This is a genomic window from Mycolicibacterium chlorophenolicum (genome assembly GCF_001044235.1).
GTDB classification, from domain to species: domain Bacteria; phylum Actinomycetota; class Actinomycetes; order Mycobacteriales; family Mycobacteriaceae; genus Mycobacterium; species Mycobacterium chlorophenolicum.
The window spans coordinates 14,593-36,903 of the sequence record NZ_JYNL01000035.1 but is presented as its reverse complement, the minus strand read 5'-3'; the positions used below and the strand labels follow the sequence as shown (position 1 = coordinate 36,903).

The 22,311-nt window shown below is 65.8% G+C and carries 18 protein-coding genes and 2 pseudogenes; 14 read left to right on the top strand and 6 right to left on the bottom strand.

Translation table 11 applies throughout. The features are described 5' to 3' along the window. The first annotated feature begins 91 nt into the window (after positions 1-91). Positions 92-352: a hypothetical protein gene (locus MCHLDSM_RS17360; RefSeq protein WP_048471250.1), complete on the top strand. Its 261-nt coding sequence runs from the start codon at positions 92-94 to the stop codon at positions 350-352. Here MCHLDSM_RS17360 and lnt read toward each other — a convergent pair. Then, entirely contained in the window at positions 315-1,949 is a 1,635-nt protein-coding gene (lnt, locus tag MCHLDSM_RS17355; protein ID WP_234714080.1) for an apolipoprotein N-acyltransferase, read from the bottom strand. The two genes, MCHLDSM_RS17360 and lnt, sit on opposite strands and share 38 nt — an antisense overlap. Before the next feature lie 628 nt (positions 1,950-2,577). Between lnt and MCHLDSM_RS17350 the strand changes: the two genes are divergently transcribed. Next, positions 2,578-3,300: a response regulator transcription factor gene (locus MCHLDSM_RS17350; protein WP_048471249.1), complete on the top strand. Its 723-nt coding sequence runs from the start codon at positions 2,578-2,580 to the stop codon at positions 3,298-3,300. Between the two features lie 569 nt (positions 3,301-3,869). Here MCHLDSM_RS17350 and MCHLDSM_RS36155 read toward each other — a convergent pair. Continuing rightward, positions 3,870-4,208 (bottom strand): DUF2752 domain-containing protein, encoded by a 339-nt coding sequence (locus MCHLDSM_RS36155; protein ID WP_234714079.1) that lies wholly within the window; start codon positions 4,206-4,208, stop codon positions 3,870-3,872. Between the two features lie 290 nt (positions 4,209-4,498). Then, a pseudogene (locus MCHLDSM_RS17345) lies at positions 4,499-4,811 on the bottom strand (integrase core domain-containing protein); the annotation flags it as partial. Between MCHLDSM_RS17345 and MCHLDSM_RS39425 the strand changes: the two are divergent. Next, a pseudogene (locus MCHLDSM_RS39425) lies at positions 4,809-5,250 on the top strand (transposase); the annotation flags it as partial. The pseudogenes MCHLDSM_RS17345 and MCHLDSM_RS39425 overlap by 3 nt on opposite strands. Before the next feature lie 363 nt (positions 5,251-5,613). After that, on the top strand, positions 5,614-6,072 hold the full coding sequence (locus MCHLDSM_RS36145; protein WP_234714078.1) for a rhodanese-like domain-containing protein: 459 nt from the start codon (positions 5,614-5,616) through the stop codon (positions 6,070-6,072). Here MCHLDSM_RS36145 and MCHLDSM_RS17335 read toward each other — a convergent pair. Together MCHLDSM_RS17335 and MCHLDSM_RS17330 are read right to left on the bottom strand one after the other, a co-directional pair. Beyond that, positions 5,978-6,661 (bottom strand): cytochrome b N-terminal domain-containing protein, encoded by a 684-nt coding sequence (locus MCHLDSM_RS17335; RefSeq protein WP_201780386.1) that lies wholly within the window; start codon positions 6,659-6,661, stop codon positions 5,978-5,980. The two genes, MCHLDSM_RS36145 and MCHLDSM_RS17335, sit on opposite strands and share 95 nt — an antisense overlap. A 101-nt stretch (positions 6,662-6,762) precedes the next feature. Next, the coding region (locus MCHLDSM_RS17330) for a hypothetical protein (RefSeq protein WP_234714077.1) at positions 6,763-7,290 on the bottom strand (528 nt) is incomplete at its 3' end. A 674-nt stretch (positions 7,291-7,964) separates the two neighbouring features. On the opposite strand from MCHLDSM_RS17330, the gene MCHLDSM_RS17325 reads away from it, so the two are divergent. The 10 genes from MCHLDSM_RS17325 to MCHLDSM_RS17285 all read left to right on the top strand — a co-directional run bounded on the left by MCHLDSM_RS17325 (position 7,965) and on the right by MCHLDSM_RS17285 (position 21,176). Then, entirely contained in the window at positions 7,965-9,386 is a 1,422-nt protein-coding gene (locus tag MCHLDSM_RS17325; RefSeq protein WP_234714076.1) for an MFS transporter, read from the top strand. A gap of 16 nt (positions 9,387-9,402) precedes the next feature. Beyond that, on the top strand, positions 9,403-11,865 hold the full coding sequence (locus MCHLDSM_RS17320) for a heavy metal translocating P-type ATPase (protein WP_048471238.1): 2,463 nt from the start codon (positions 9,403-9,405) through the stop codon (positions 11,863-11,865). 66 nt (positions 11,866-11,931) lie between these two features. Further along, complete coding sequence (locus MCHLDSM_RS17315) at positions 11,932-14,346, top strand: phosphoketolase family protein (protein WP_048471237.1); 2,415 nt, start codon at positions 11,932-11,934, stop codon at positions 14,344-14,346. A gap of 73 nt (positions 14,347-14,419) precedes the next feature. Further along, positions 14,420-14,932: a YflT domain-containing protein gene (locus MCHLDSM_RS17310; protein WP_048471236.1), complete on the top strand. Its 513-nt coding sequence runs from the start codon at positions 14,420-14,422 to the stop codon at positions 14,930-14,932. A gap of 60 nt (positions 14,933-14,992) precedes the next feature. After that, positions 14,993-15,136, top strand: coding sequence for a hypothetical protein (locus MCHLDSM_RS38150; protein ID WP_156455061.1), 144 nt, complete (start codon positions 14,993-14,995; stop codon positions 15,134-15,136). Further along, positions 15,133-18,414, top strand: coding sequence for a beta-phosphoglucomutase family hydrolase (locus MCHLDSM_RS17300; RefSeq protein WP_268781658.1), 3,282 nt, complete (start codon positions 15,133-15,135; stop codon positions 18,412-18,414). The genes MCHLDSM_RS38150 and MCHLDSM_RS17300 overlap by 4 nt, the downstream gene beginning before the upstream one ends. 133 nt (positions 18,415-18,547) lie before the next feature. Next, complete coding sequence (locus MCHLDSM_RS40460) at positions 18,548-18,853, top strand: three-helix bundle dimerization domain-containing protein (protein ID WP_407661959.1); 306 nt, start codon at positions 18,548-18,550, stop codon at positions 18,851-18,853. 13 nt (positions 18,854-18,866) lie between these two features. Then, the gene (locus tag MCHLDSM_RS17295) at positions 18,867-19,877 is read left to right on the top strand and encodes an inorganic phosphate transporter (protein WP_048471234.1); all 1,011 of its coding nucleotides are present in this window, start codon (positions 18,867-18,869) and stop codon (positions 19,875-19,877) included. Next, positions 19,874-20,488, top strand: coding sequence for a hypothetical protein (locus MCHLDSM_RS17290; RefSeq protein ID WP_048471233.1), 615 nt, complete (start codon positions 19,874-19,876; stop codon positions 20,486-20,488). Before MCHLDSM_RS17295 ends, MCHLDSM_RS17290 begins: the two co-directional genes overlap by 4 nt. Positions 20,489-21,008: 520 nt before the next feature. Further along, on the top strand, positions 21,009-21,176 hold the full coding sequence (locus MCHLDSM_RS17285; protein ID WP_082168937.1) for a zf-HC2 domain-containing protein: 168 nt from the start codon (positions 21,009-21,011) through the stop codon (positions 21,174-21,176). A gap of 259 nt (positions 21,177-21,435) precedes the next feature. On the opposite strand, the gene MCHLDSM_RS17280 is transcribed toward MCHLDSM_RS17285, so the two are convergent. Then, complete coding sequence (locus tag MCHLDSM_RS17280) at positions 21,436-22,308, bottom strand: alpha/beta fold hydrolase (protein WP_048471232.1); 873 nt, start codon at positions 22,306-22,308, stop codon at positions 21,436-21,438. Positions 22,309-22,311 lie beyond the last annotated feature (3 nt).

Genomic DNA, 22,311 nt, shown 5'->3' with positions numbered 1-22,311 from the left:
GGTCGCAGTGGATCGACACTCGCAGAAACCAGCCTACTGTCGCAGATAGTACTGTTTGTGTCCGTAGGAGTTTGAAAGGCGGATGTTTGTCATGAGCCCAAAGCGGCGTGTATCGCGCAGCCGTAAACCGTCGATTTACACACAGGCCTACCGACGTGAACGATTGCGCCGCTGGCTGGGCTGGCTGCTTGTCGGGGTGGGCTTGGTGATGGCGCTGGTGCACGCATACACCCACCTTGCGCGGATGCGCTTCATCGCCTACCAGGACCTCTTGCTCGGCTATCCGATGGCGGCGGTGCTGGTGCTTGCCGGCTTTATGCTCGTCGGATGGGCCGCCAAACCCAGTCGCTAACACGCCCTGATGTCGGGTCAGTCGAGCTACCCGCGGCATTTCCCGGATTCAGACCGCGGCTGATGAGCCTGATGACCAGAGCGCATACGGCGATCGCAATGAGAACCCACTGCACATACGGCGCCCACCGCGTCGCCGGAGCAATACTGGTCTCCAACGGAATTCGACTGTCCAAATAGGCCGCCTCGAAGAATTCGGTCTCCGCGACGACCCGGCCGGCAGGGGTAATCACCGCGCTGATGCCGGTCGTGCCAGCGACGAGGACACTGCGGCCGTGTTCAATCGCGCGGATCTTGGCGAACGCCAACTGCTGACGACTCATCTGCTCGTTGAACGTCGCATTGTTGCTGGGAACTGCCAGCACCTGCGCACCGTTGAGCACGGCTTCACGCGCAGCCCGATCGAAGATCACCTCCCAGCAGGTGGTGACACCGACCGGCACGCCGGCGGCCCGAACAACCCCGGTGCCTGTGCCTGCAACAAAGTACCCGGCCCGGTCGGCGTAGTCCGACAGATGTCGAAAGAATTCCCGCCAGGGCAAATATTCACCGAACGGCTGCACGATCTTCTTGTCGTGTCGTGACCCGGGCCCGGCGACCGGATCCCAAACAATCACTGAATTCGAACTGACGGGGGTCGATGGACTCCAGTCGGGCCGAGTCACAACGGCACCGACCAGAATCGGCGCACCGACCGCCCGAGCTGCCCGCGTAATCTGACGCGCTGCATCCTGGTTGGTGAACGGATCGACATCCGAGGAATTCTCTGGCCACAGGACGAATTGCGGTGGGTCGGCGCGACCTGCGCGGATGTCCTCGGCAAGCCGCAGCGTCTCACGCACGTGGTTGTCGAGCACCGCGCGGCGCTGGGCATTGAAATCCAAACCGAGGCGCGGCACGTTCCCCTGCACCACGGCAACGGTCATCGACGACCCGCCATATCCAGTTGGGTTGCGCACCAGAGGTGTCATCGTCGCTGCGGCGGCTATGACCACTGCAAAGCACAACACAGGAGTCGCAACAGCACCGACGAAACCCGCGCGGTTTGATCGCCGAACTAGTAGGACGACGGCGGCCACGCAGAAGCTCAGCAGAGCGGTGATGAACGACACAAGGGGCACACCGCCCAGGCGCGCGAACACGGCCAACGGGCCGTCAGCCTGGCTGAATGCAACAGTTCCCCAGGGGAAACCGCCGAACGGAATTACTCCCTTTAGCCCTTCGACGGCTGTCCACCAGGCCGCCCACCAAAGTGGCCAGCCGGTCAATCCGCGCAACAACACAGCCGGTACCGCGAAGACGGCTGGAAACAGAGCGCATACGAGTGCCAGTGCCACCCACGGCAGCGGCCCCACCAACACGCCGACCCACGGCAACAAGGGCAAGTAAAACGCCAAGCCGAAAACCAGCCCGTATCCGAAGCCGCCGACCGCACGGGTACGCGGATCGGCCAGCACCCACCCCAGCAGCGCCAACCCGAGCGTCGCGCATATCCACCAGCCTAAAGGGGGAAAGCTCGCTGCCAGCAGTAGACCGCCGCTCACTGCGGCAGCCAGGTTCGCAAGCGTGCGCGGCGCGAGGGGTTTGTTGACGCTCACCTGCCACACCGGCGACTGCCGGACGCGCCCGCCCGCAAACGATGCACACGACCGCGCGGCGTCCAAGCTTTCTGCACCATCGAATACAGTCCTCGTCGGTTCGGCCAACAATTAACTGAGTACGTAGTAGGTAAGTATATGGCTTGAAGGCGGCGACCTCTGGGGGTGGCAATGAGCCACGGTCCCGGGTTTGCTTGAGGCCCGCGCCGGTGGCCATTGCCATGCTCTCGGTTGCTGGAATAAGCCGCCGTGGCGCCGGCTGGCTCGTGATCGCGGAGTGCGTTGCGGCCGAGCCTTGGCTATCCGTATGGCCAACCCCCACTGCCTGCGTGTTGGTGGATGATGTATTCCCAATCAGGCCATCGCGACGCGACGGCTGCTGGACGTCGAGACGCGCAGGTAACCGGCCCCGCCGGTTCGCGACTCCATGCTCCGCTACCAGGTGTTCAGAAGCGGTTGCGCGGTCAGACGCGTTGGTCGTCGCCGACGTCGATCAAGGATCATGCCCTGGCCAAGGCGCGTAGCTCGTCTTCATTCACCCCGCTGACATTTGGAACAATGGATCGAAGAAGCGACGCGCGCTTCGCAGATGGAACAAACGAGTTACGTAGTAGTGCAGTATAACGTTATGCGTGACCGCCTGACCGATTCGCCCATAGGGGTTCTCGTCATCGACGACGACACCCGCTGGATTGACATAGTGGCCGCCTACATTCGCCGGGGGAAGGTGTCCTTGGCAGTTGCCGACGACGCTCAGGACGGACTGGCTGCTGCCGACATGCTCCGACCATCGATGATCATTTTCTCGCTCGACTTAACCGACATCGACACGCTTAACATGTGCCGAGGGCTTCGTGCGACGGGAGATGCTCACATCATCGCCATGGCACGTCGCTGTGACAAGGACACAACAGACCTTGCGCTAGCCGCCGGAGCTGACGAAGTGCTAGCCAAACCTTCCTCCGGGCGGTCAATGGCTGCACGTACCCGTGCCGTTCTTCGCGTTCATCTGGCGTCGCGCCGGACAACGCCATCCTCGGGCGAGTTAGCCGATAGGCGGGTCTTTGGTCCGCTTTCGGTGAATCTCGAACGCCGCGAGGTTTTCGTCGCCGACGAGCAGGTCAAGCTGACACGGACGCAGTTCGAGATACTCGCGACACTCGCTCAACGGGCTGGCGCGGTGACGTCGCGCCAACAGCTGATTGATTCCGTCTGGGGACCTTCTTGGACCGGTAGTCCCAACAACATTGACGTCCACATCGGTCAATTACGTAGGCGTTTAGGAGACGATCCGGCCCGGCCACTCTTGGTATTGAGCGTACGCGGGAAGGGTTTCCGCCTGGCTAGATGAAGAATTGCAAAGACACCAGTCTCGTTGCTGCATGGCGGATGTCACACAGGTGGCCCAATTGCACTTGACGGCCACGGTCCTAGCCATTGAATGTCAACGGCATGTTCGAGACCCCTGAGGCCCTCGAGCGCGCCAAGCTTGGCACACTCGTGTTCGCCTCACACTTCCCAGATGCGGTGTTGTTGATGCCTTATACCCCAGCGGGTACTCACCCGCCGTGTTCGGCTCACGCATGGTGGAATTCAAGCTCTCCGTTAACCGGCGCAACGGCGTCAAGGATCGAGCGGGCGTCCCACGGCGACACTGTCGCGACACTCTTGATTGCACATCCTTGGTAGTTCTCTTCATGTGGTCCGACCTCAGCTGAGCCCCATGCGGCCCCCTATCGCCTCCTGACGACTAGCCGGGTCATTCGTGAGGTGGCTCAGTGCAGGAGTGGGCGTTCATCGTTAGATCCGTTTTAGCAGAACGTCTCGCGTGGCGGAGGACCGGCCAATACGAGAGGCGGCGTTGAAGGCGCCGGCCACACGCCCGGGTTTGACGAAGAGACCGCATCGGACGGCTAGATCCTATGAGCCTGTCCAGGGCGCGGTAAGCAGAGCCGCGTTTGCTTGCTGACGAACTTCAAGCGCTACCGCAAGAATGATGAGCAAGATCACCGCACGTCGCGGCACCCGCAGATAAACCCACCGTCCGGTCAACCAGCCGGCTCCTGTGCGCAGGATGAGGCCAGCGGCCGCAACGAGCAAGACTGGAGCGGCGGGGTTGTAGTGCAGCGCGGAATCAAGTCGACCATGCATCGTCAGGTACACAGACCTGGTTGCGCCGCAGAACGGATCCATGATGCCGACATTGTGCAAGGGCCCGTGGATGTCGATCGGCGGTATACCAAGGACGGCCAGAATCACCGCGCCTATGAGGCCAGTGAACGCCAACCACGTCCAGACAAGCGATTCGGGCCGGCATGCCACCAGCGATAGCGTAGGCCTGGAATCCCGCCTTGCGAAGAATGCATTCAATCCGACCATATGCTCTCCCGCGCCTCCTCGAACGTCGGCCATCTTAATGCCCGTGGCACCACCAGTATTGCCAAGCCGACACACGCGGGTAAATCGACGATTCGCGGCAACGCCGGCTGCCCCGGCCCGCCGCAGGCCATCCGTTTCGAACCGTCGTGGTCTGGATGGAGCCTCGGTTTAGCCACCTCGGCGATTGAGGTGACGGTGTCACGGTAGCGGTTCTCGTAGTCGACCGGTGAGTGGTAGTCAGTGATCAGTGCAGGCGGGTGTGTTGTACCAGTGCACCCAGCTGGCGCTTTCTCGTTCGACCTCGGCGCGTCCGGTCCAGTATTTCTGCCGGTCGATCAGTCCGGTCTTGTAGAGCCCGATGGTCGATTCCATCAGCGCGTTGTCCAGGGCGTCGCCGACTGAGCCGATCCATCCGGCGAACCCGGAGTCCCGCAGCGCGTCGGTGAACACCAGCGACGTGTACTGACTTCCTGCATCGGCGTGTGCGCGATCAAGGACGTGTTCTCCAACCGCATTGAGCTACTTGATCGACTCCCAAATGAAGTCCCGGTTGGCAACCACCGCCCTGCACAGCGCGGTGGCTCGGCGCGGCGATGTGGCTGGGTGCATTTCCTGCACGCCGATCGCCGATCTCAGTTCACGTCAGTGATTTCGTGCACGCTCTGGGCTGTCACGAGATGGTCGGAACAACGGGCTGCGTCGGAGCGGCCGGCGACAACGCCGCCATGGAGAGCTTCTTTTCCCTGCTGCAGAAGACCGTGCTCGATCGCCGCCGCTGGGATACCCGAGCACAGCTCCGCATCGCGATCGTCACTCGGATCGAACGCACCTACCACCGGCGGCGCCGACAGTCGCTCTCGGTCGGTTGACCCCGATCAAATTCGAAGCCATCATGACCACACCGGCCGGTCATTCCGCGTGACCGAAACTGTCACCTGATCGTGCAGCAGACCCGCTCATGGGCAGCATTTTTGGTCGTGCTTCACGGCGCGCCGTTGCCTGGTGTTCGCGCCAAGTGCGCACATCACAGCGCACTTGACGACCGCGCGAACCACAGGATGCCGCGCGACGCGTACCAGCCCCGCCACCTTGGGCTTGATATCTGTGCTCATCCTTACCTCCTCTCCGCATCACGAGATACCCCCTAAGGGTATCCGCTGAGCGGGTGCCGCGTACAGGCCACGATGGCCCTCCGAGCCGATGGGCGAGTGCGTTCCCGATTCAGCGTGATATGGCGTGAGAGGAAAGCCTTCGACCTACTATCGCGCTTAGTAGGATTGTGGAGGTGTTGTCGTTGATCCTGAACCTCAGTGTCCTCGTCGCTACCATCGGTGCGGTGCTGACAATAGCTGGATGCGGTTCTGTCGCCCAACCGCTGACATCGTCGACGCCGCCGCCGCCGACCGGGCAGAGCGAGGCCGTGGCCCGCGCACCGCGTTCAGTGGGACCGCAACAATTCGCCGAAGTTATCGCGGCACCCCAGCGGATCACAATCAATGTGCACGTGCCCTACGAAGGCGACATTGCCGGCACGGATCTCAGCATCCCGTTCGACCAAATCGATGCCCAGATCAACAGGTTGCCGACCGTTCGCAGCACTCCGCTGGCGGTCTACTGCCGTACCGGACGGATGAGCACTATCGCCGGCATCACCCTGACCAAACTGGGATATCACGACGTTGTGGAGTTAGCCGGCGGAATGCAGGCCTGGCAACAAAGCGGCCGCACCCTGGTGTGGCGCTAAACATCGGCGGCTCGACGAACCGACTGCCGCCTGCATGCCCGTCATCACCGGGAGCGCCGCCCAGCAGCTTGGCCACGTCCAGGTTGTGGGCCAGCGCCTCGTACGCCTCCTGGTCCGACTTGATCACGGTGCCGGTGAAGATCGCCAAAAACGCGAGCAGGAACATGGCCGTCCCGATGAGCCAGTTGCCTTCCCGGGGCTTTCTGTAGGAGGCATGGAAGAAGACTCGGAGCATGTGCAGCAGTACGAGGACGAACATGGCCTGCGCGGCCCAGACGTGCAGGGCGCGGGCGAACCCGCCCAGCCATATGCTGGTGACGAGATGCCGGACCGATTGGTTGGCGTCCTCCGGCATGGGCATGTAGAACTGCGCCAAATAGATCCCTGGGACCAGCAGGATCACAAGCGACACCGCGGTGAGCCCGCCCAGACTCGAGCTGAGGTTGTTGGCGTGCTCGGGCACCGGGTAGCCCAGCGCCTTGATGCCCATGCGTTCGTCGATGGCATCCACGGCGCGGTGGACTCTGCCGGGCCGCGCGGCCGTGGTCGTCTCGCCCGGATACGCGGGAAGGTTCTTCTTGGTGCTCACCGCGTCTCCTGTTGGGTGTTGGCCGGCACTCCGGTGGGGTGGGTGAGCTGGCGCGGTGTGTGGGGGGTCGCAACCGCCGCGCCAGGTATAGCCCGGCCAGNCCGCGTCTCCTGTTGGGTGTTGGCCGGCACTCCGGTGGGGTGGGTGAGCTGGCGCGGTGTGTGGGGGGTCGCAACCGCCGCGCCAGGTATAGCCCGGCCAGGATCGCGGCCAGTGACAGGGCGAGCAGGATAGCGTCGCCCGCCGTCATTGATCCCTCGGGCCGGCTTGAACTCGTTCTGGATCACACTGGTGCCTGTCTCGGTGCCGACGATCATCTGACCGCCTTGCGGCGCCGAGGGCAGGGTCCCGCCAAGCGAATCCACCAGTAGGGCCCGGGCCGACGCGGTGGCCGCTGGGTCTTGCCCAGGTTGGTCGACCACCTCCAACGCCTGTGCGACCTTGGGCAGGTCGACTCCCTGCTTGTCGGGCGCTTGGAGGGCATCGATAATGCGTTCGGCCACGCGCTCGTCGCCGGCGTCGTTGGCGATCAACGCGATGGCCTGCTCGATGAGCACCGTCGACTGCTGGGTTTCCATCTCATCGGCTCGGGCGGTGACGGAGGCCAGCACGGCGAACAGCAGCGCCACAGCGACGGTGAGCACTCTCATGGCTGGGCCGCATATGGATCGAGCGGCGACGGAGTTACGACGGTCGGTCGAGCGGTCGGAATCTGACTTTGAACGCCGGTTGTCCCTGCAGCCATGACGTGGCATGCGGGTGACTCCCTCGTTGCGCTGAGTGGTACGGCGGGGCCGGGCCCATAACCTCGGTTCTGGCAGGCGCACGGCGGCGCTGTGTTGACCGCAACTGTGTTCCCGGGCCTCAGCGGCGGGCCGGGTCGTAGGGGGTGTGCGGCCGATCCTCGGTCGGGTGTTGGTGGCTGGATTGATGCGAGCCCCCGCAGCCGACGTGTCCACCATGGCCACCGCCGTGCATGAACACCATGGCGGCGATGGCGGCGACGAGCAAAAGCACAGTTCAGGGAACGCCCGCGAACAGCAGTCCAACGCCGATCGCAACGGCGGCCGCAGGAGCAAGCTGCTTGTTTTGACGTGTCATCATCGTCTCCTTTCGATGCTCGTCAGCTTGGCGTCAGGAACGGCCGGACACCGCTCTACTAAGACCCTCAGTATTAGGCCGAAAGTCTCTTGGATAGCCCCGGATCGTTTGGCAGTGTCGCTCTATGACGGCGGACCGACTGGTGTGGCGACGAGAAAGGGACTAGGTGAGCGTGGCGACCCACAAGTTAGAACCTGCTGCGGTGGGGAATCGGCAGTGGTGGGTTCTCACAGCCGCGGCGGTCGCATCGTTTCTGGTTCTGCTCGACGACACCGCCGTGGCGATCGCGCTGCCGTCGATGGGCCGTCAGCTCGGTCTGGGCCTGTCGGGGCTGGAGTGGGTGATCAACATCTACACCCTGCCCTTGGCAGTGCTCACTCTCGTCGCTGGCCTGCTGACCGACAGGCTCGGTGCACGGCCGGTATTTCTGGGCGGCGTTGCGGCGTTCACCGTCATCTCGGTGCTGGCGGGGTTCTCCACGACGGGTGCGATGCTGCTCGGGATGCGCGCCGCCCAAGGCGGTGCGGCGGCGCTGATCGCGCCGTCGGCGTTGACTCTGCTCATCACGTCGTTCTCCGGGTCGCGGCGCGGTGTCGCTTTGGGTGTGTGGTCCGGTGTCGCTGCCGCCGCGCTGGCCGTGGGTCCGCTCCTGGGGGCGTTGCTGACCGACGCGTTCGGCTGGCGGTCGATCTTTTTGCTCAATCTTCCGTTCGGACTGCTGATGTTCATCCTGGCCCGTGCCGCGCTGCCCGGACCCTTGCCTGCCCTGCGGGCGCCCCGTCCGCGGGTTGATGTGGTCGGCGTTGTGGCGTCGGGCGTCACCCTATTTGCGTTGGTGCTGGGGTTGGCGCAGGCCAACGCCTCCGGATGGGCCTCCCCGCGGTTGTGGACGATGCTCGCGGTGGCTGCGGCCGGCGCCGCGGTCTTCGTGGTGGCGGAGCGACGCTCCACGGCACCCCTGGTGGATCTGTCGTTGTTTCGCCTCCCCAACGTCGCGGGCGCCAATGTGCTGGCGTTGCTGAACCTTGCCGTCATGTGCAGTGTGTTTTTCTTTCTGTCGCTGTATCTGCAACTGGTCATCGGTTTCTCCCCGACGCGGGCTGGGCTGGTGTTGCTGCCCATGACGGTGTTGATTGCCGTCTTCGCGCCGCTGGCTGGGTGGCTGGTGTCACACGTCGGCGCGCGGGTTCTCATCGGCACGGGCATGGTGCTCGCGGCGGTCGGTTTGGTGCTGCTCGCCGGCGTCCATCCCAGCTGGGGACTGTGGCAGCTGCTGCCCGGGTTGCTCGTCGAGGGTCTGGGACTCGGGCTGGCCACCACGCCGATCACGACCGCCGCGATGCTGCAGGTGCCCGACGAACGTTCCGGCATCGCCAGCGCGACGCTGAACGTCTTCCGGATGGTGGGGCTCTCGCTGGGCGTCGCGGTGATGGGGGCGGTGGTGGCCGCCCATTGGCCTGGAGACCTCGCGCGATCGACTGTCGACGCCGCTGCCTTCACGACCGGCATCGCCATGGGTTTCTGGGTTAACGCCGTTCTGGCTGTGCTGGCCGCCGTCCTCGCCGTCGTCGCGATTCGCGCGCCTCGCGTAGCCCCATCCACCGATCTACCGACTTCCCGATGAACTGGAGGACTTTGCCATGAAGGAACAGCCGAAAGATCGCGCCACCGCGGTGCTCGACGTGCGGGGGATGCGGTGGGCGTCGGAGGCAAACCGGATTACCGCGGTGCTCAGCCGCCGCCCCGGTGTCCTGCAGGTGGACGCCAACGCGGTTGCGCAGAGCGCCACCGTTGTGTTCGACCCCAGCGTGACATCCCTTGTGCAGCTGCGGGATTGGGTTCGCGAGTGCGGTTATCACTGCGCTGGACAGTCTGTGCCGCAACATATTTGCGACCCGATGGAAGAGCCCGACCCGCCGCAGGTCGCCCACGGCCATCCGACCGGGCATGCCGGCCACGACCACGGGGCCGCGGTCGCGGATCCTCACGCGGCACACGACGCGGGATCGGGCACGAAGGCGGTGCGCTCGCCGCAGGACGTGATGGGTCACGGCGGCGGGCATGGCGGGATGTCGATGGAGTCGATGGTGCGCGACATGCGCAACCGCTTCCTGGTGGCGTTGGTGTTGTCGATTCCGATCCTGTTGTGGTCGCCGATCGGACGTGAGGTCCTCGGGTTCACGGTGCCTGCTCCGTTCGGGCTGCGCGACGACGTGTTCACCCTGGTGTTGAGCCTGCCGGTGATGTTCTACTCGGCGTGGATCTTCTTCGACGGCGCCTACCGGGCACTCAAAGCCAGGACATTGGACATGATGGTGCTCGTCGCCGTTGCGGTGGGCGCCGGCTGGCTCTATAGCCTCGGAGTGACACTGACCGGCGGCGGTGATGTGTTCTACGAGGCGGCCACCGTGCTGACTACCTTTGTGCTGCTTGGACATTGGTTCGAGATGCGCGCCCGCGGCGGAGCCAACGACGCCATCCGGACCCTGCTGCAGCTGGCGCCGCCGATGGCGGTGGTCGTGCGAGACGGCGAACCGGTCGAGGTGCCCACCGCCGAGGTGGTGGCCGGGGATCTGCTGCTGATCCGCCCCGGCGCGAAGATCCCGGTGGACGGCACCGTCGAGGACGGCAACTCCGAGGTCGACGAATCGATGGTTACCGGTGAGAGCCTGCCGGTAACCAAAGAGCCTGGCGCGCAGGTGATCGGCGCCTCCATCAACACCACCGGAACCCTGCGGGTGCGTGCTACCAAAGTCGGTTCCGACACCGTGCTGGCCCAGATCGTCGCCATGGTGCAGGAAGCCCAGAACTCCAAAGCCCCGGGCCAGCGCCTCGCCGACCGGGCGGCGTTCTGGCTGGTCTTCGTCGCGCTGATCGGCGGCACGGCGACCTTCGGCGTCTGGTGGGCCGTCGGTGCGAGCGTTCAGACGGCGCTGCTGTTCGCCATCACCGTCGTGGTCATCACCTGCCCCGACGCCCTGGGCCTGGCCACGCCCACCGCGATCATGGTGGGTACCGGCCTGGGAGCCAAACGCGGGGTGCTGTTCAAAAACGCGACCGCCCTGGAAACTTCTGCGCACATCGACACCGTTGTGATGGACAAGACGGGGACACTGACCAAGGGCGAACCGGAGGTGACCGATGTCGTTGTGGATGGGCTTGCTGAGGATGAACTCCTTGCCCTTGTCGCTGCGGTGGAACGCGAATCCGAGCATCCGCTCGCCGGCGCGATCGTGGCGTATGCCGCCGCGCGTGGCGTTAAACCGTTGCCACTGACGGGTTTTTACAACGTGCCCGGCCATGGCGCGACCGCCGAGGTATCTGGCCGCCGCGTCGCGGTGGGAAACCGCAAGCTGATGCTCGCCGAGGGTGTCGACTTCGGTGCGCTGATGGATCGGCGAGACGAGCTGGCCGCGACCGGTCGCACGGCGGTGCTCGTCGCCGTCGACGGGAGCGGGGTTGGGGTGATCGCGCTGGCCGACGCCGCGCGGGAAACCTCCGCGCAAGCGGTGTCGGCTCTGCATGAACTGGGTGTCGAAGTGGTCATGCTCAGCGGTGACAACGAGGCAACCGCCCAGCGCATTGCCACGCAATTGGGAATCGACACCGTCATTTCGGAAGTGCTGCCTGGGGATAAGGCCGCCGAGATCGCCGCGTTGCAGCGTGCGGGCAAGAAGGTCGCGATGGTGGGTGACGGGGTCAACGACGCCCCCGCGTTGGCGCAGGCCGATCTGGGCATCGCGATCGGAGCGGGAACCGACGTCGCCATCGAAACCGCCGACCTGGTGCTGATGCGCTCGGATCCGCTCGACGTGCCGATCGCGTTGCGCATCGGGCGGGGCACCCTTCGCAAGATGCGGCAGAACCTGGGATGGGCCATCGGCTACAACGTCATCGCCCTGCCGATCGCCGCCGGTGTCTTCGAACCCTCCATCGGCCTGGTGCTGCGCCCGGAGATCGCCGCCCTATCCATGTCCGGCTCCAGCCTCATCGTCGCGGTCAACGCCCTGATGCTCAAACGACTCAAGTTGCCCGCACCGCGGCAGCCCCATGCCGCTGCGGTAACACGGTCCGAGGCGCCCTCGCCGGTTGGCCTTCCGTAGCAGAGTCGGCGCGGCCACGCATGCGCCACACCAATTTCGCTACCCGCCAATATTGAGGAGTCATCCATGAGTGTCGTCACCCCGAGCTCCGAGGTCGGTAGGACCCGGCCCGATACGTCTGGCCCGTTGTCGCCCGAGGAGCTGCGCGTCATGGATGCGTACTGGCGGGCGGCGAATTTCTTGTCGGTCGGGCAGATCTATCTGCTGGATAATCCGCTGCTGCGCGAGCCGCTGACCCTTGAGCACGTCAAGCCGCGGCTGCTGGGCCATTGGGGGACTACGCCCGGGCTGAACATGATCTACACCCACCTCAACCGGGTCATCAAGGCGCGCAACCTGAACGCCATGTATGTGATCGGTCCGGGCCACGGCGGCCCGGGCCTGGTCGCCAACGCCTACCTGGAGGGCACCTACAGCGAGGTCTACCCGGGCATCGGCGGCGATGTAGAGGGGTTGCGCCGGCTGTTTCGGCAGTTCTCCTTCCCCGGCGGCATCCCCAGCCACGTCGCCCCGGAAACCCCGGGCTCCATTCATGAGGGCGGCGAGCTGGGCTATGCGTTGGCGCACGCCTACGGCGCCGCGTTCGACAACCCCGACCTGCTGGTGGCCTGCGTCGTCGGGGACGGCGAAGCCGAAACCGGTCCGCTGGCCGCGAGCTGGCAGTCCAACAAGTTTCTCGACCTTGTCCACGACGGCGCCGTCCTGCCGATCCTGCACCTCAATGGCTACAAGATCGCCAACCCGACAGTGCTGGCACGCATCCCCGACGACGAGCTGATCGACCTGCTGCGCGGCTACGGACACCGACCCTATGTGGTCTCCGGTGATGACCCCGCACAGGTTCACCAGGACCTGGCCGCGACGATGGACGAGGCGGTGACTGAGATCACGCGGATCCAACATGCCGCCCGGGAAGAGGGCCAGACACAACGGCCGCGTTGGCCGCTGATCGTCCTTGCCACACCGAAGGGATGGACCGGTCCGAAGCAGGTCGACGGCCTGCCCTCTGAGGGGACCTGGCGCTCACATCAGGTGCCGCTCGCCAACCTGGCCGACAACCCCGAACATCTGCGCCAGCTCGAGCAGTGGCTGCGCAGCTACCGGCCCGAGGAATTGTTCGACGAGGCGGGCGCGCTGATCCGGCAACTGGCGGCGCTGCCGCCGACCGGGCAGGCCCGGATGAGCGCGAACCCGCACGCCAACGGCGGGCAGCTGCTAAAACCGCTGCGGCTGCCCGACTTCCGCGACTACGCGGTCGGGGTCGCTGCCCCGGGCACCGAACTGCACGAGGCGACCCGGGTGCTGGGGACGTTCGTGCGTGACGTGATCCGGGACAACCCCCACAATTTCCGGCTGATGGGGCCCGACGAGACCGTGAGCAATCGGCTGGGCGCGGTGTTCGAGCAAACCGACCGGGTGTGGCAGGGCGCGTCGCTGCCCACCGACGAGCACCTGGCGCGCGCCGGACGGGTCATGGAAGTCCTCTCCGAGCACCTGTGCCAGGGCTGGCTGGAGGGCTATCTGCTCACCGGCCGCCACGGCCTGTTCTCCTGCTACGAGGCGTTCATCCACATCGTGGATTCGATGGTGAACCAGCACGCGAAATGGCTGAAAGTCACCAACGGCATCGGTTGGCGGGCGCCGATCGCGTCGCTGAATTATCTTCTGACCAGCCACGTGTGGCGCCAAGACCACAATGGTTTCTCCCACCAGGACCCCGGCTTCATCGACCACGTGGTGAACAAGAAGGCGGCGATCGTGCGGGTGTATCTGCCCCCGGACGCCAACACGTTGCTGTCGGTGGCCGATCATTGTCTGCGCAGCCGCCAGTACGTCAACCTGATTGTGGCCGGCAAGCAGCCCGCGCTGTCCTACCTGGACATGGAGGATGCGGTGGCGCACTGCACCCGCGGGCTGGGAATCTGGGAGTGGGCCAGCAACGACGGCGGCGACGGCGCCGGGGGCTTGCCGGACGTGGTGCTGGCCTGCGCCGGTGACGTACCGACCTTGGAAACCCTTGCGGCGGCGGCCTTGTTGCGTGAACACCTGCCCGCCCTGAAGGTGCGGGTCGTCAATGTCGTCGATTTGATGCGGCTACAACCCGATACCGAACATCCGCACGGGCTTCCCGACTCCCAGTTCGACGCGCTGTTCACCCCGGACCGTCCGGTCATCTTCGCCTACCACGGTTATCCGTCGCTGATTCACCGGCTCACCTACCGGCGGGCCAACCACGCCAACATCCACGTCCGCGGCTACAACGAGGAAGGCACCACCACCACCCCATTCGACATTGTCATGCTCAACGACCTGGACCGCTTCCACCTCGTCATCGACGTCATCGACCGGGTCCCCGGCCTGGGTGCCGCCGCGGCGGCGCTGCGCCAACACATGGTGGATGCGCGGCTGCGCGCACGTGCCCACACCCGGATCCACGGCGAAGACGACCCGGCGATCAGCGGCTGGACCTGGCCGTACTAGGCCAGATCCCGCACGTCGGTATCCACACCCCAGCGCACAAACCCAACAAGACCACAACCCCGAAGGAACAACCATGGACACCCATTCCGATCAATCGTTCGACGACCCGACCAGCCAGGCCGCTGCCAGCGCCGAGTATCGAGTCGTCGCCAGCTACCGCGACTACGACCAGGCGCAGCGCACCGTCGACTATTTGTCCGATTCGGAGTTTCCCGTCGAAAATCTGCGCATCGTCGGTCACGGAGTGAGCACGGTGGAAGCCATCACCGGCCGCATGACCAACGCACGCGCGGCTCTCACCGGTGCGGCCAGCGGTGCATGGTGGGGACTGTTCATCGGGTTGCTGTTGGGGATGTTCGCCGTAGCACACGCGTGGTTGGCCGTCCTCGTCGCCGCCCTGCTGATCGGTGCGGTGTGGGGCGCCATCTTCGGGTTTGTCGGACATTGGGCCACGCATGGCCGCCGCGACTTCACCTCGGTGTCCACTCTGGCCGCCGAGCGCTACGACATTGTCTGCACGCCGGCCCTGACCGCCAAGGCCGCCACTCTGCTCACCGCGCTGCACATTAGCCGACGCGAGGAATGACGAATGAACACTCGCCCGTGGCTGTCGGATCATCGGCCGCCGAGTGGGAAGAAGGCCCGGTTGCAACGCATCCTGTGCCGTCACGTCCTCGGCGACGACACGGCGATGATTCTGGCCTGCCAGTTTGACAAGTCGCTGAGTGTGGCGGCGGGGATGGCCGACATCGCGCGCCGCAATCCCTGTCGTCGCGACCAGCCGTGGTGACCGGCCGGACAGAACCGGTCGGGCCGGACCTGCCATGTCTGCGGTCCTATGCCGCGGTCGTGTTCGACATGGACGGCGTGGTAACCGACACCGACCAGGTGCATGCCGCGGCCTGGAAGGCGCTCTTCGACGAGGTGCTCCCCGAGCTGGCCGCGACGCCAACGCCAGGTTTCGACGTGGAGGCCGACTACCGGCGCTACGTTGATGGACGTACCCGTGAGGACGGCGTGCGCACGTTCCTCGCGTCGCGGGGGATCGACGTCGCCGAGGGTTCGGCTGATGACCCCGCACAACTGCGCACCGTGCGCGGGCTGGCGACGCGCAAGCAGCAGCTGTTCGCCGAGCAGCTCGCCCGGGGCGGGGCCGTGGCCTTCCCGAGCACCGTGGCGCTGCTGCGGCGACTGCGGGCCAGTGACATCCCAACCGCGTTGGTGACCTCCAGCCGCAGCAGCGAGGCAGTGCTCGCCGCGGCAGGCGTGAGCGACCTGTTCGACGCCCGGGTCGACGGCAGCGACGCACTGGCGCTGGCATTGCCCGGTAAGCCTGACCCCGCGATGTTTCTGGAGGCGGCACGCCGGCTGCGCGTCGACCCGGCCCGCTCGGTGGTGGTCGAGGATGCCGAGGCGGGGGTTCGGGCCGGCGCGGCCGGCGGCTTTGGTCTGGTTGTGGGTGTTGACCGGGTGGGCAACCGGGCCGGGCTGCTCGGCGCCGGGGCGCAGGTGGTGGTGGAGGACCTGGCCGCCCTCGAGCTCGACGCCCCGGTCTGCGACTCGGCCGACAACTGGTGCGGCGGCGCGGCGACCCCGACGCACGCTTGGCTGCTGGCCTACGACGGGTTTGACCCGGAGCTGGAGGGCACCCGCGAGGCGCTGTGCACCCTGGGCAACGGCTACTGGGGGACGCGCGGATCGGTGCCGGGCAGCACAGCCGACACTGTGCACTACCCGGGCACTTACCTGGCCGGGGTCTACAACCGGCTGCGCAGCGATGTGGGAAGACGAGTCGTCGAAGACGAGCACCTCGTCAACGCGCCCGATTGGAAGTCGCTGACGGTCGGGCCGCCCGGCCGAGCGCCATATGAGCACGGGTCGGCCGAAATGCTCAGCGATACACAGCAACTCGACCTGCGCCGTGGCTTGCTCACCCGCGCCTGCCGCTACCGCGACGCCGATGGCCGCACCACCCGAGTGACTACTCGTTCCTTTGTGCACATGGCGTCCAAACACCTCGCGGTGCTCGAAGTGACGGTCGAAGCCGAAGACTGGTCCGGCCCGATCTGCATCCGCTGCGGCATTGACGGGCGGGTGGCCAACCGCAATGTTGCAGAGTACCGGCTGCTGGCCAATCAGCACCTGCTGCCGGTCGCCGGCCAGCAGGTCGACCCCGAAACCGTTGTGCTGGAAGTGGTCACCAGCCAGTCCCAAGTGCACACCGCGGTGGCGGCGCGTACCCGGCTGCGCGCCGACGCCCCAGACGCCGACGCCGATGTCGATGCGGTGCGGGTCATCGAGGACAACCCCGGCTACATCGGTCAGGAGCTGGTGCTGGCACTACGGGCGGGGCAAGCGGTGACGGTCGAAAAGATCGCCGCGGTCGCCACTTCCCGGGATCCTGCACTATCGAGCGCGGCGCTGTCGGCCGCCGCCAAAGTCGCGCGGGCCCCCTCAGCTGATGAGCTGTTGGCTTCCCACGAGGCCGCGTGGCAGCGGCTGTGGGACAGATTCGGCGTCGACATTCGGGCGGGGCAACGCCAGACGCTGGCGCTCAATCTCAACACCTTCCATGTGCTGCAAACGGTTTGCGCGGCCGGACCGGACCTGGATGCGGGCGTACCGGCGCGCGGCCTGCACGGGGAGGGCTACCGCGGGCATGTGTTCTGGGACGAAATGTTCGTCTACCCCATGCTCACCCTGCGTCGCCCAGAACTGACCCGGGCACTGCTGTCTTACCGTCACCGCCGCCTGGACGAGGCTCGGGCAGCCGCCCGCGCCGCCGGTCTGGACGGGGCGATGTTCCCCTGGCAGAGCGGCAGCGACGGCCGCGAAGAAACACCGAGCGAACTCTATAACCTGCGCACCGGAACCTGGCTGCCCGACAACTCCCGCCGCCAGCGCCACGTCGGGCTGGCCATCGCCTACAGCGCTTGGCAGTACTACCAGGCCACCGCCGATCTCTCCTTCCTGATCCACATCGGCGCCGAGCTGATGGTCGAGGTCACCCGGCTCTTCGTGAGCATGGCAACCTACGACGCGTCATCGCAGCGTTTCGACATCGCCGGGGTCATGGGGCCCGACGAATTCCATGACGGCTACCCCGATACGCCCGGTCAAGGGGTGCGTAACAACGCCTACACGAATGTGATGCTCGCCTGGCTCATCACCGCAACCATCGAAGCTACCGACCTGCTCGCCGGCAGCGACTGCGGCCCGGCTTGGGACCGTATCGCGCTGCGGCCCGGCGAACGCGACAATTGGGACCACATCCGGCACCGGCTACGGGTGCCGTTCCACGACGACGGCGTCATCAGTCAGTTCGAGGGGTATGAGCGGCTCGCCGAATTCGATTGGGACGCTTACCGGGCCCGGTACGGCGACATCGGACGCCTCGACCTGATCCTCGCCGCCGAGGGCGACAACCCGAACCGATACCGCCTCTCCAAACAAGCCGACGTGTTGATGCTGCTCTACCTGCTCTCCGCCGAGGAGCTGCGGGCCGTGCTGGACCGGCTCGGCTACCTCCTCCCACCGGAGGCGGTACGGCGCACCGTCGAGTTCTACGGTGCCCGTACGACGCACGGCTCGACGCTGAGCCGGCTCGTGCACAGCTGGGTACTGGGCCGCAGCGACCGGCAAGCGTCATGGTCGCTGTTCACCCGGGCGTTGGACAGCGACCTCGCCGACATTCAGGGCGGCACCACCCGCGAAGGCGTCCATATCGGCGCAATGGCCGGCACCGCCGACATGGTGCTGCGCTGTTACGCCGGCCTGGAGACGCGCGGTGACATGTTGCGGCTACACCCGGTGCTGCCGGCCGAGCTGCCCCGCGCAGCATTCGAGATCGTCTACCGCGGCCAGCCGATCAGCGTCGAACTGACCCGCGAGCAGGTTCGCTTGCACCTGCACCCGCATATCGGCGACCACGTCACCGTGTGCATCGAAGACCAGGTGAGCAGGCTCTCGTCGGGCGATGTCCACGTCGTCACGCTCGGGCTGGGGTCGCCAATCGATCACAGCGGGGCCCAAACCGATTCCGAACCCACGCATCTGGCGCCGGGATGACCCCCTGTTCTGCTGGGGGATGCCCAACGGCATGTCGCCGAGGTCCAAAGGCCCTGCCGCGGCAGCGGCGCCAGCGTGAGACTCCCAGAAGCGCGAGCAATAACCGCGACGATTCGATGTCAGGGGTGCCGATATGAGCCGGAGCAAACTGGCCGACTCGGACTTGACCGGCTCGCCGGCCAGATCCGCGCCGAATTCGCCAGTCCCCGAGCCGCCCGGCCTTCCCGTGAGCGAGCTGGATTCGATCGTGGCCGTATTGACTGCGAAGTTTTCGACGTGCACGCGCGCTCGCGTGCGAGATGTCGTGTACGAAACCCATCGTCGCCTTGCCGCGACGGCTCGTGTCCGCGCGCATCTGATTCCGTTGACAGTCAACCTGTCCCGGTCACAACTAGAGCTGGAGACGCGTGCGCCGCGTCCTACAGCGACTCGGCGGTAGGCCGGCTGCTGCTATGGGGATGGCGATCCTGCTCGTGGCGATCGGGCTGGCCGTGGTGTTCGACGTCACGAACGGTTTCCATGACTCGGCGAATTCCGTTGCCGCGCTGGTGGCTACCCGCGCTGCGACCCCCGGGCAGGCACTCGTGGTGGCGACTGCAGGCAACTTCGCGGGCCCGCTGGTGATGGGTACAGCAGTGGCCGACACCGTGGGCGGCGTTGTCACCGTCGCGCCGCACGAAACGCTACCGGCGATAGGTGCCGCTCTCACCGCCGCCATAGGATGGAACCTGGCGACGTGGCGGTTCGGGTTGCCGTCGAGTTCGTCGCATGCGCTGATCGGCGGACTCGTCGGGGCTGCGCTCGCCGCTGGTGGGACAGCCGGTGTCCGATGGGGAGGCATCGCCCACGGCACTCCCGATGGAGTGCTCGGCGTCCTGGCAGGGCTTGCGATCTCCCCTGTGCTCGGCGTGCTGGTCGGCGCCGCAGGCATGGCGGTAGCAGGCCGACTGCTCAAGCGTGCGCGCCGTGAGTTCAATGTCGTTGTGCGGCGAGGGGAGTGGCTGACCGCGTCCGCGCTGGCGTTCAGCCACGGCTCCAACGACGCGCAAAAGACCATGGGTGTCGTGACCTTATTGCTGCTCACCAGCGGCCACCTGTCGACCTTCTCCGTGCCGATCTGGGTGCGATTGATGGCTGCGGCATCGTTGACCGTCGGAACCGCGTTCGGGGGCTGGAGAATCGTGCGCACCATCGGTAGCGGCGTCTACCGGATGGCCCCGTTGGACGGACTCGTAAGCCAAGGAGGCTCTGCGGCAGTGATATTGGCCGGCGCGGCGTTGGGCGCCCCAGTCAGCACCACCCACGTCGTCGCGTCCAGTGTGGTCGGTGTCGGAATGGCACAACGCGCGCACCATGTGCACTGGTCGGTGGTGCGCGAGATTGGCGCCGCGTGGTTGATCACGCTACCTATCAGTGCCGCGATGGGCGCCGCGGCCTTTCTGCTCTGGAGGGAATTCATATGAGGCTTCCACGCGCATGGTTTCTGCCCGAAACCCATGACGTTCTGGGCACCCTCACCGCGCAGCTGGCCGTCGTGGAGGCCGTGGTCGGTGTTCTGCGGGCGTGGTGCGCCGGGACGGGCGGCCAGGACATTGTCGTCCAGTTGCGTTCTCTGCTGGCGTCCGAGCACGAAGTTCGGCGACGGCTACAGACCCAGGTTCGGTCCAGTTTCAGTACACCCCTTGCCGCAGAGGACCTTTTCGAACTCGGTGAGCGGCTGGGCGCGGTCGCCGAGCGCGCCTACGGTCTTGCGCGCGAAGCCCAACTTTCGCGCACGGCTCCAGACCCGCGCCTCGGTGGGCAGGTGGAGGTCATCGTGGCAGCGATGACGCCGCTGGGCGCAGCCATTCGGGCGCTTCCCCGCGGCGGCGCCGCAACGTTGGCCGACGAAGCGTTGGAGCAGCTGGTCCGCGCCGAACACGCATACCGCGAGGCGATCGCCGACCTCGAGGCAGAGACCGACCTACGTCGCGAGCTGCGCCGGCGCGAGCAGTATCGTCGCAGCGAACTCCTCGCCGAGGCAATCCAGCATCTGGCGCGGCGCACCTGGTATGCGGTGTACAAGTCGCAATAGGACATCAAGATCCGACAACCACGGGGCGGCTGGCGGCTGGTTGGCCCGTGCACCGCGTCTAAATCCACGCCTGGCGTGGTCCTGACGAAGGCCCACGGGCCGTCTGCCGGGTGAGTAACGCCTCCGGTCAATCACCCGCGGGTCCCTAACATCGTTGTCGCAGCGGTCGGCAGGGAGCCGGGTGAGCGTGGCGACCCACGACCGACGTCGTGATCGACACCGCTGATGTGGCGCTCGATGGGATTTGACCGCTCGATGTACTCGCAGCGTTGGCGCCCTGCTCGAAGACCGACGTAGGACAGGCGACGGCTGTGGTGCCGGCTGGGCATCCCGTGTGGGCCGCTACTAGGTTGCATAGGACTTTGGCACCGGCCCGAAGTGACCTGATGCCCTACCTAGCGGCGACCGGCGCGAGGACAGTTGGTGGCAACTTCAGGAAGGGAAAGTCATGCGACACAAGATGCGGTGCGGGGGACCGCGCAACGGCTCGTCGCCGCAGCGGGGCGGTCACGATTTCGCGATGTGGGACGCCGCCTACGTGCTGGGTTCACTGTGCAGTGCCGAGCGGCGCGAGTTCGAAGCGCACTTGGGCCTCTGCGCTTCGTGCCGGGCGGCTGTTGCGGAACTCAGCGATCTGCCCCTGATCCTGAGCTGCCTCGGTGATGACGGCGCCAGCGCGATCGGCTGAAGGCCGCACGCCTGCCTAGTGCCCGTCCATCGGAGAAATAGTTGCCCTCGTTCACCCGGGCAGACAGCTTCGGTGTTCGGAGTCGAACCCTCAGCCGTCCGGGTATCCATGCCGCCCGAAGCGTCGGCCTTGTCGATGCGACAGACAGGCGTACCTTTGAATTCCGCAGTCGCACTGCGCTTTTCGCTAGGACACCCAGCTTCAGCTGACGAGCCGAAAACTCAAAGTAACAATACCCAAGATCAGCGAGTCGGGACCACTAAGGCGTGCACGGCGAGGCTTGGAGAAACTCTTGGATCAAACCGGCCAGGGCCACCGGCTGATCCTCAGTGACGAACGGCCCCGTGTCATCAAGGAATTCCAGGCGCGCATCAGGAAGAGCGTCGGCGAGCCGGTGGGCATACTGCACCGGGAAGAACCGCCGGCGCTCGCGCGCCCAGACGATCAGGGTGGGCCGCGAAAACGAAGCTAGGCCACGCGCCGCCTCCTCGGTGAACCGGGTGCTGATGGCGCGGACCAAGGCGGCGAAGTCGCGACGGACCCCACTGATGCGCCGCAGAGGTTCGGTATAAGAGCGCATGATCTCAGCAGGGATCGACCGTTCGGTGAGCCGGCCAAACGCGATCGGCAGCCGCTGAATCAACGGTGAGCGAAGACTCTGCGCCAGCAGGTACAGACCGATCGGGGTGCGGCCCAACAACTGCAGGTGCTTGATGGGCAAGGGCAGAAAGTTGTCGAAGGCATCGCACGGCGTGAGCACCAGCCGTCCGAGGCGTTGCGGATGACGGGCGGCCACCGCCTGGGCGATCGCGCCGCCCGTGTCGTTCGCCACGAGCACCACGTCGCGGAGCCCCAGTGCCTCAAGGAATTCGTCGACGAGTGCGGCCAGCCCGAACAGGGTGAAGTCTGTGCCGTCGCGCATCGGCAGCCGATGCGCGCCCAACGGCCAGTCGGGGGTGATGCAGCGGTATCGGCCGGCCAGTTCGGGCACGACGTTTCGCCATACGTCGCCGTTGGCGATGATGCCGTGCAGGAAGACGATCGGCGTGCCAGAGCCTTCCTCGCGATATTCCACCGGCCCCGCGGACAGGTCGGCCCGGTGCAGGTCGCCCAGTTGTGCCGAAATCGCCATAGC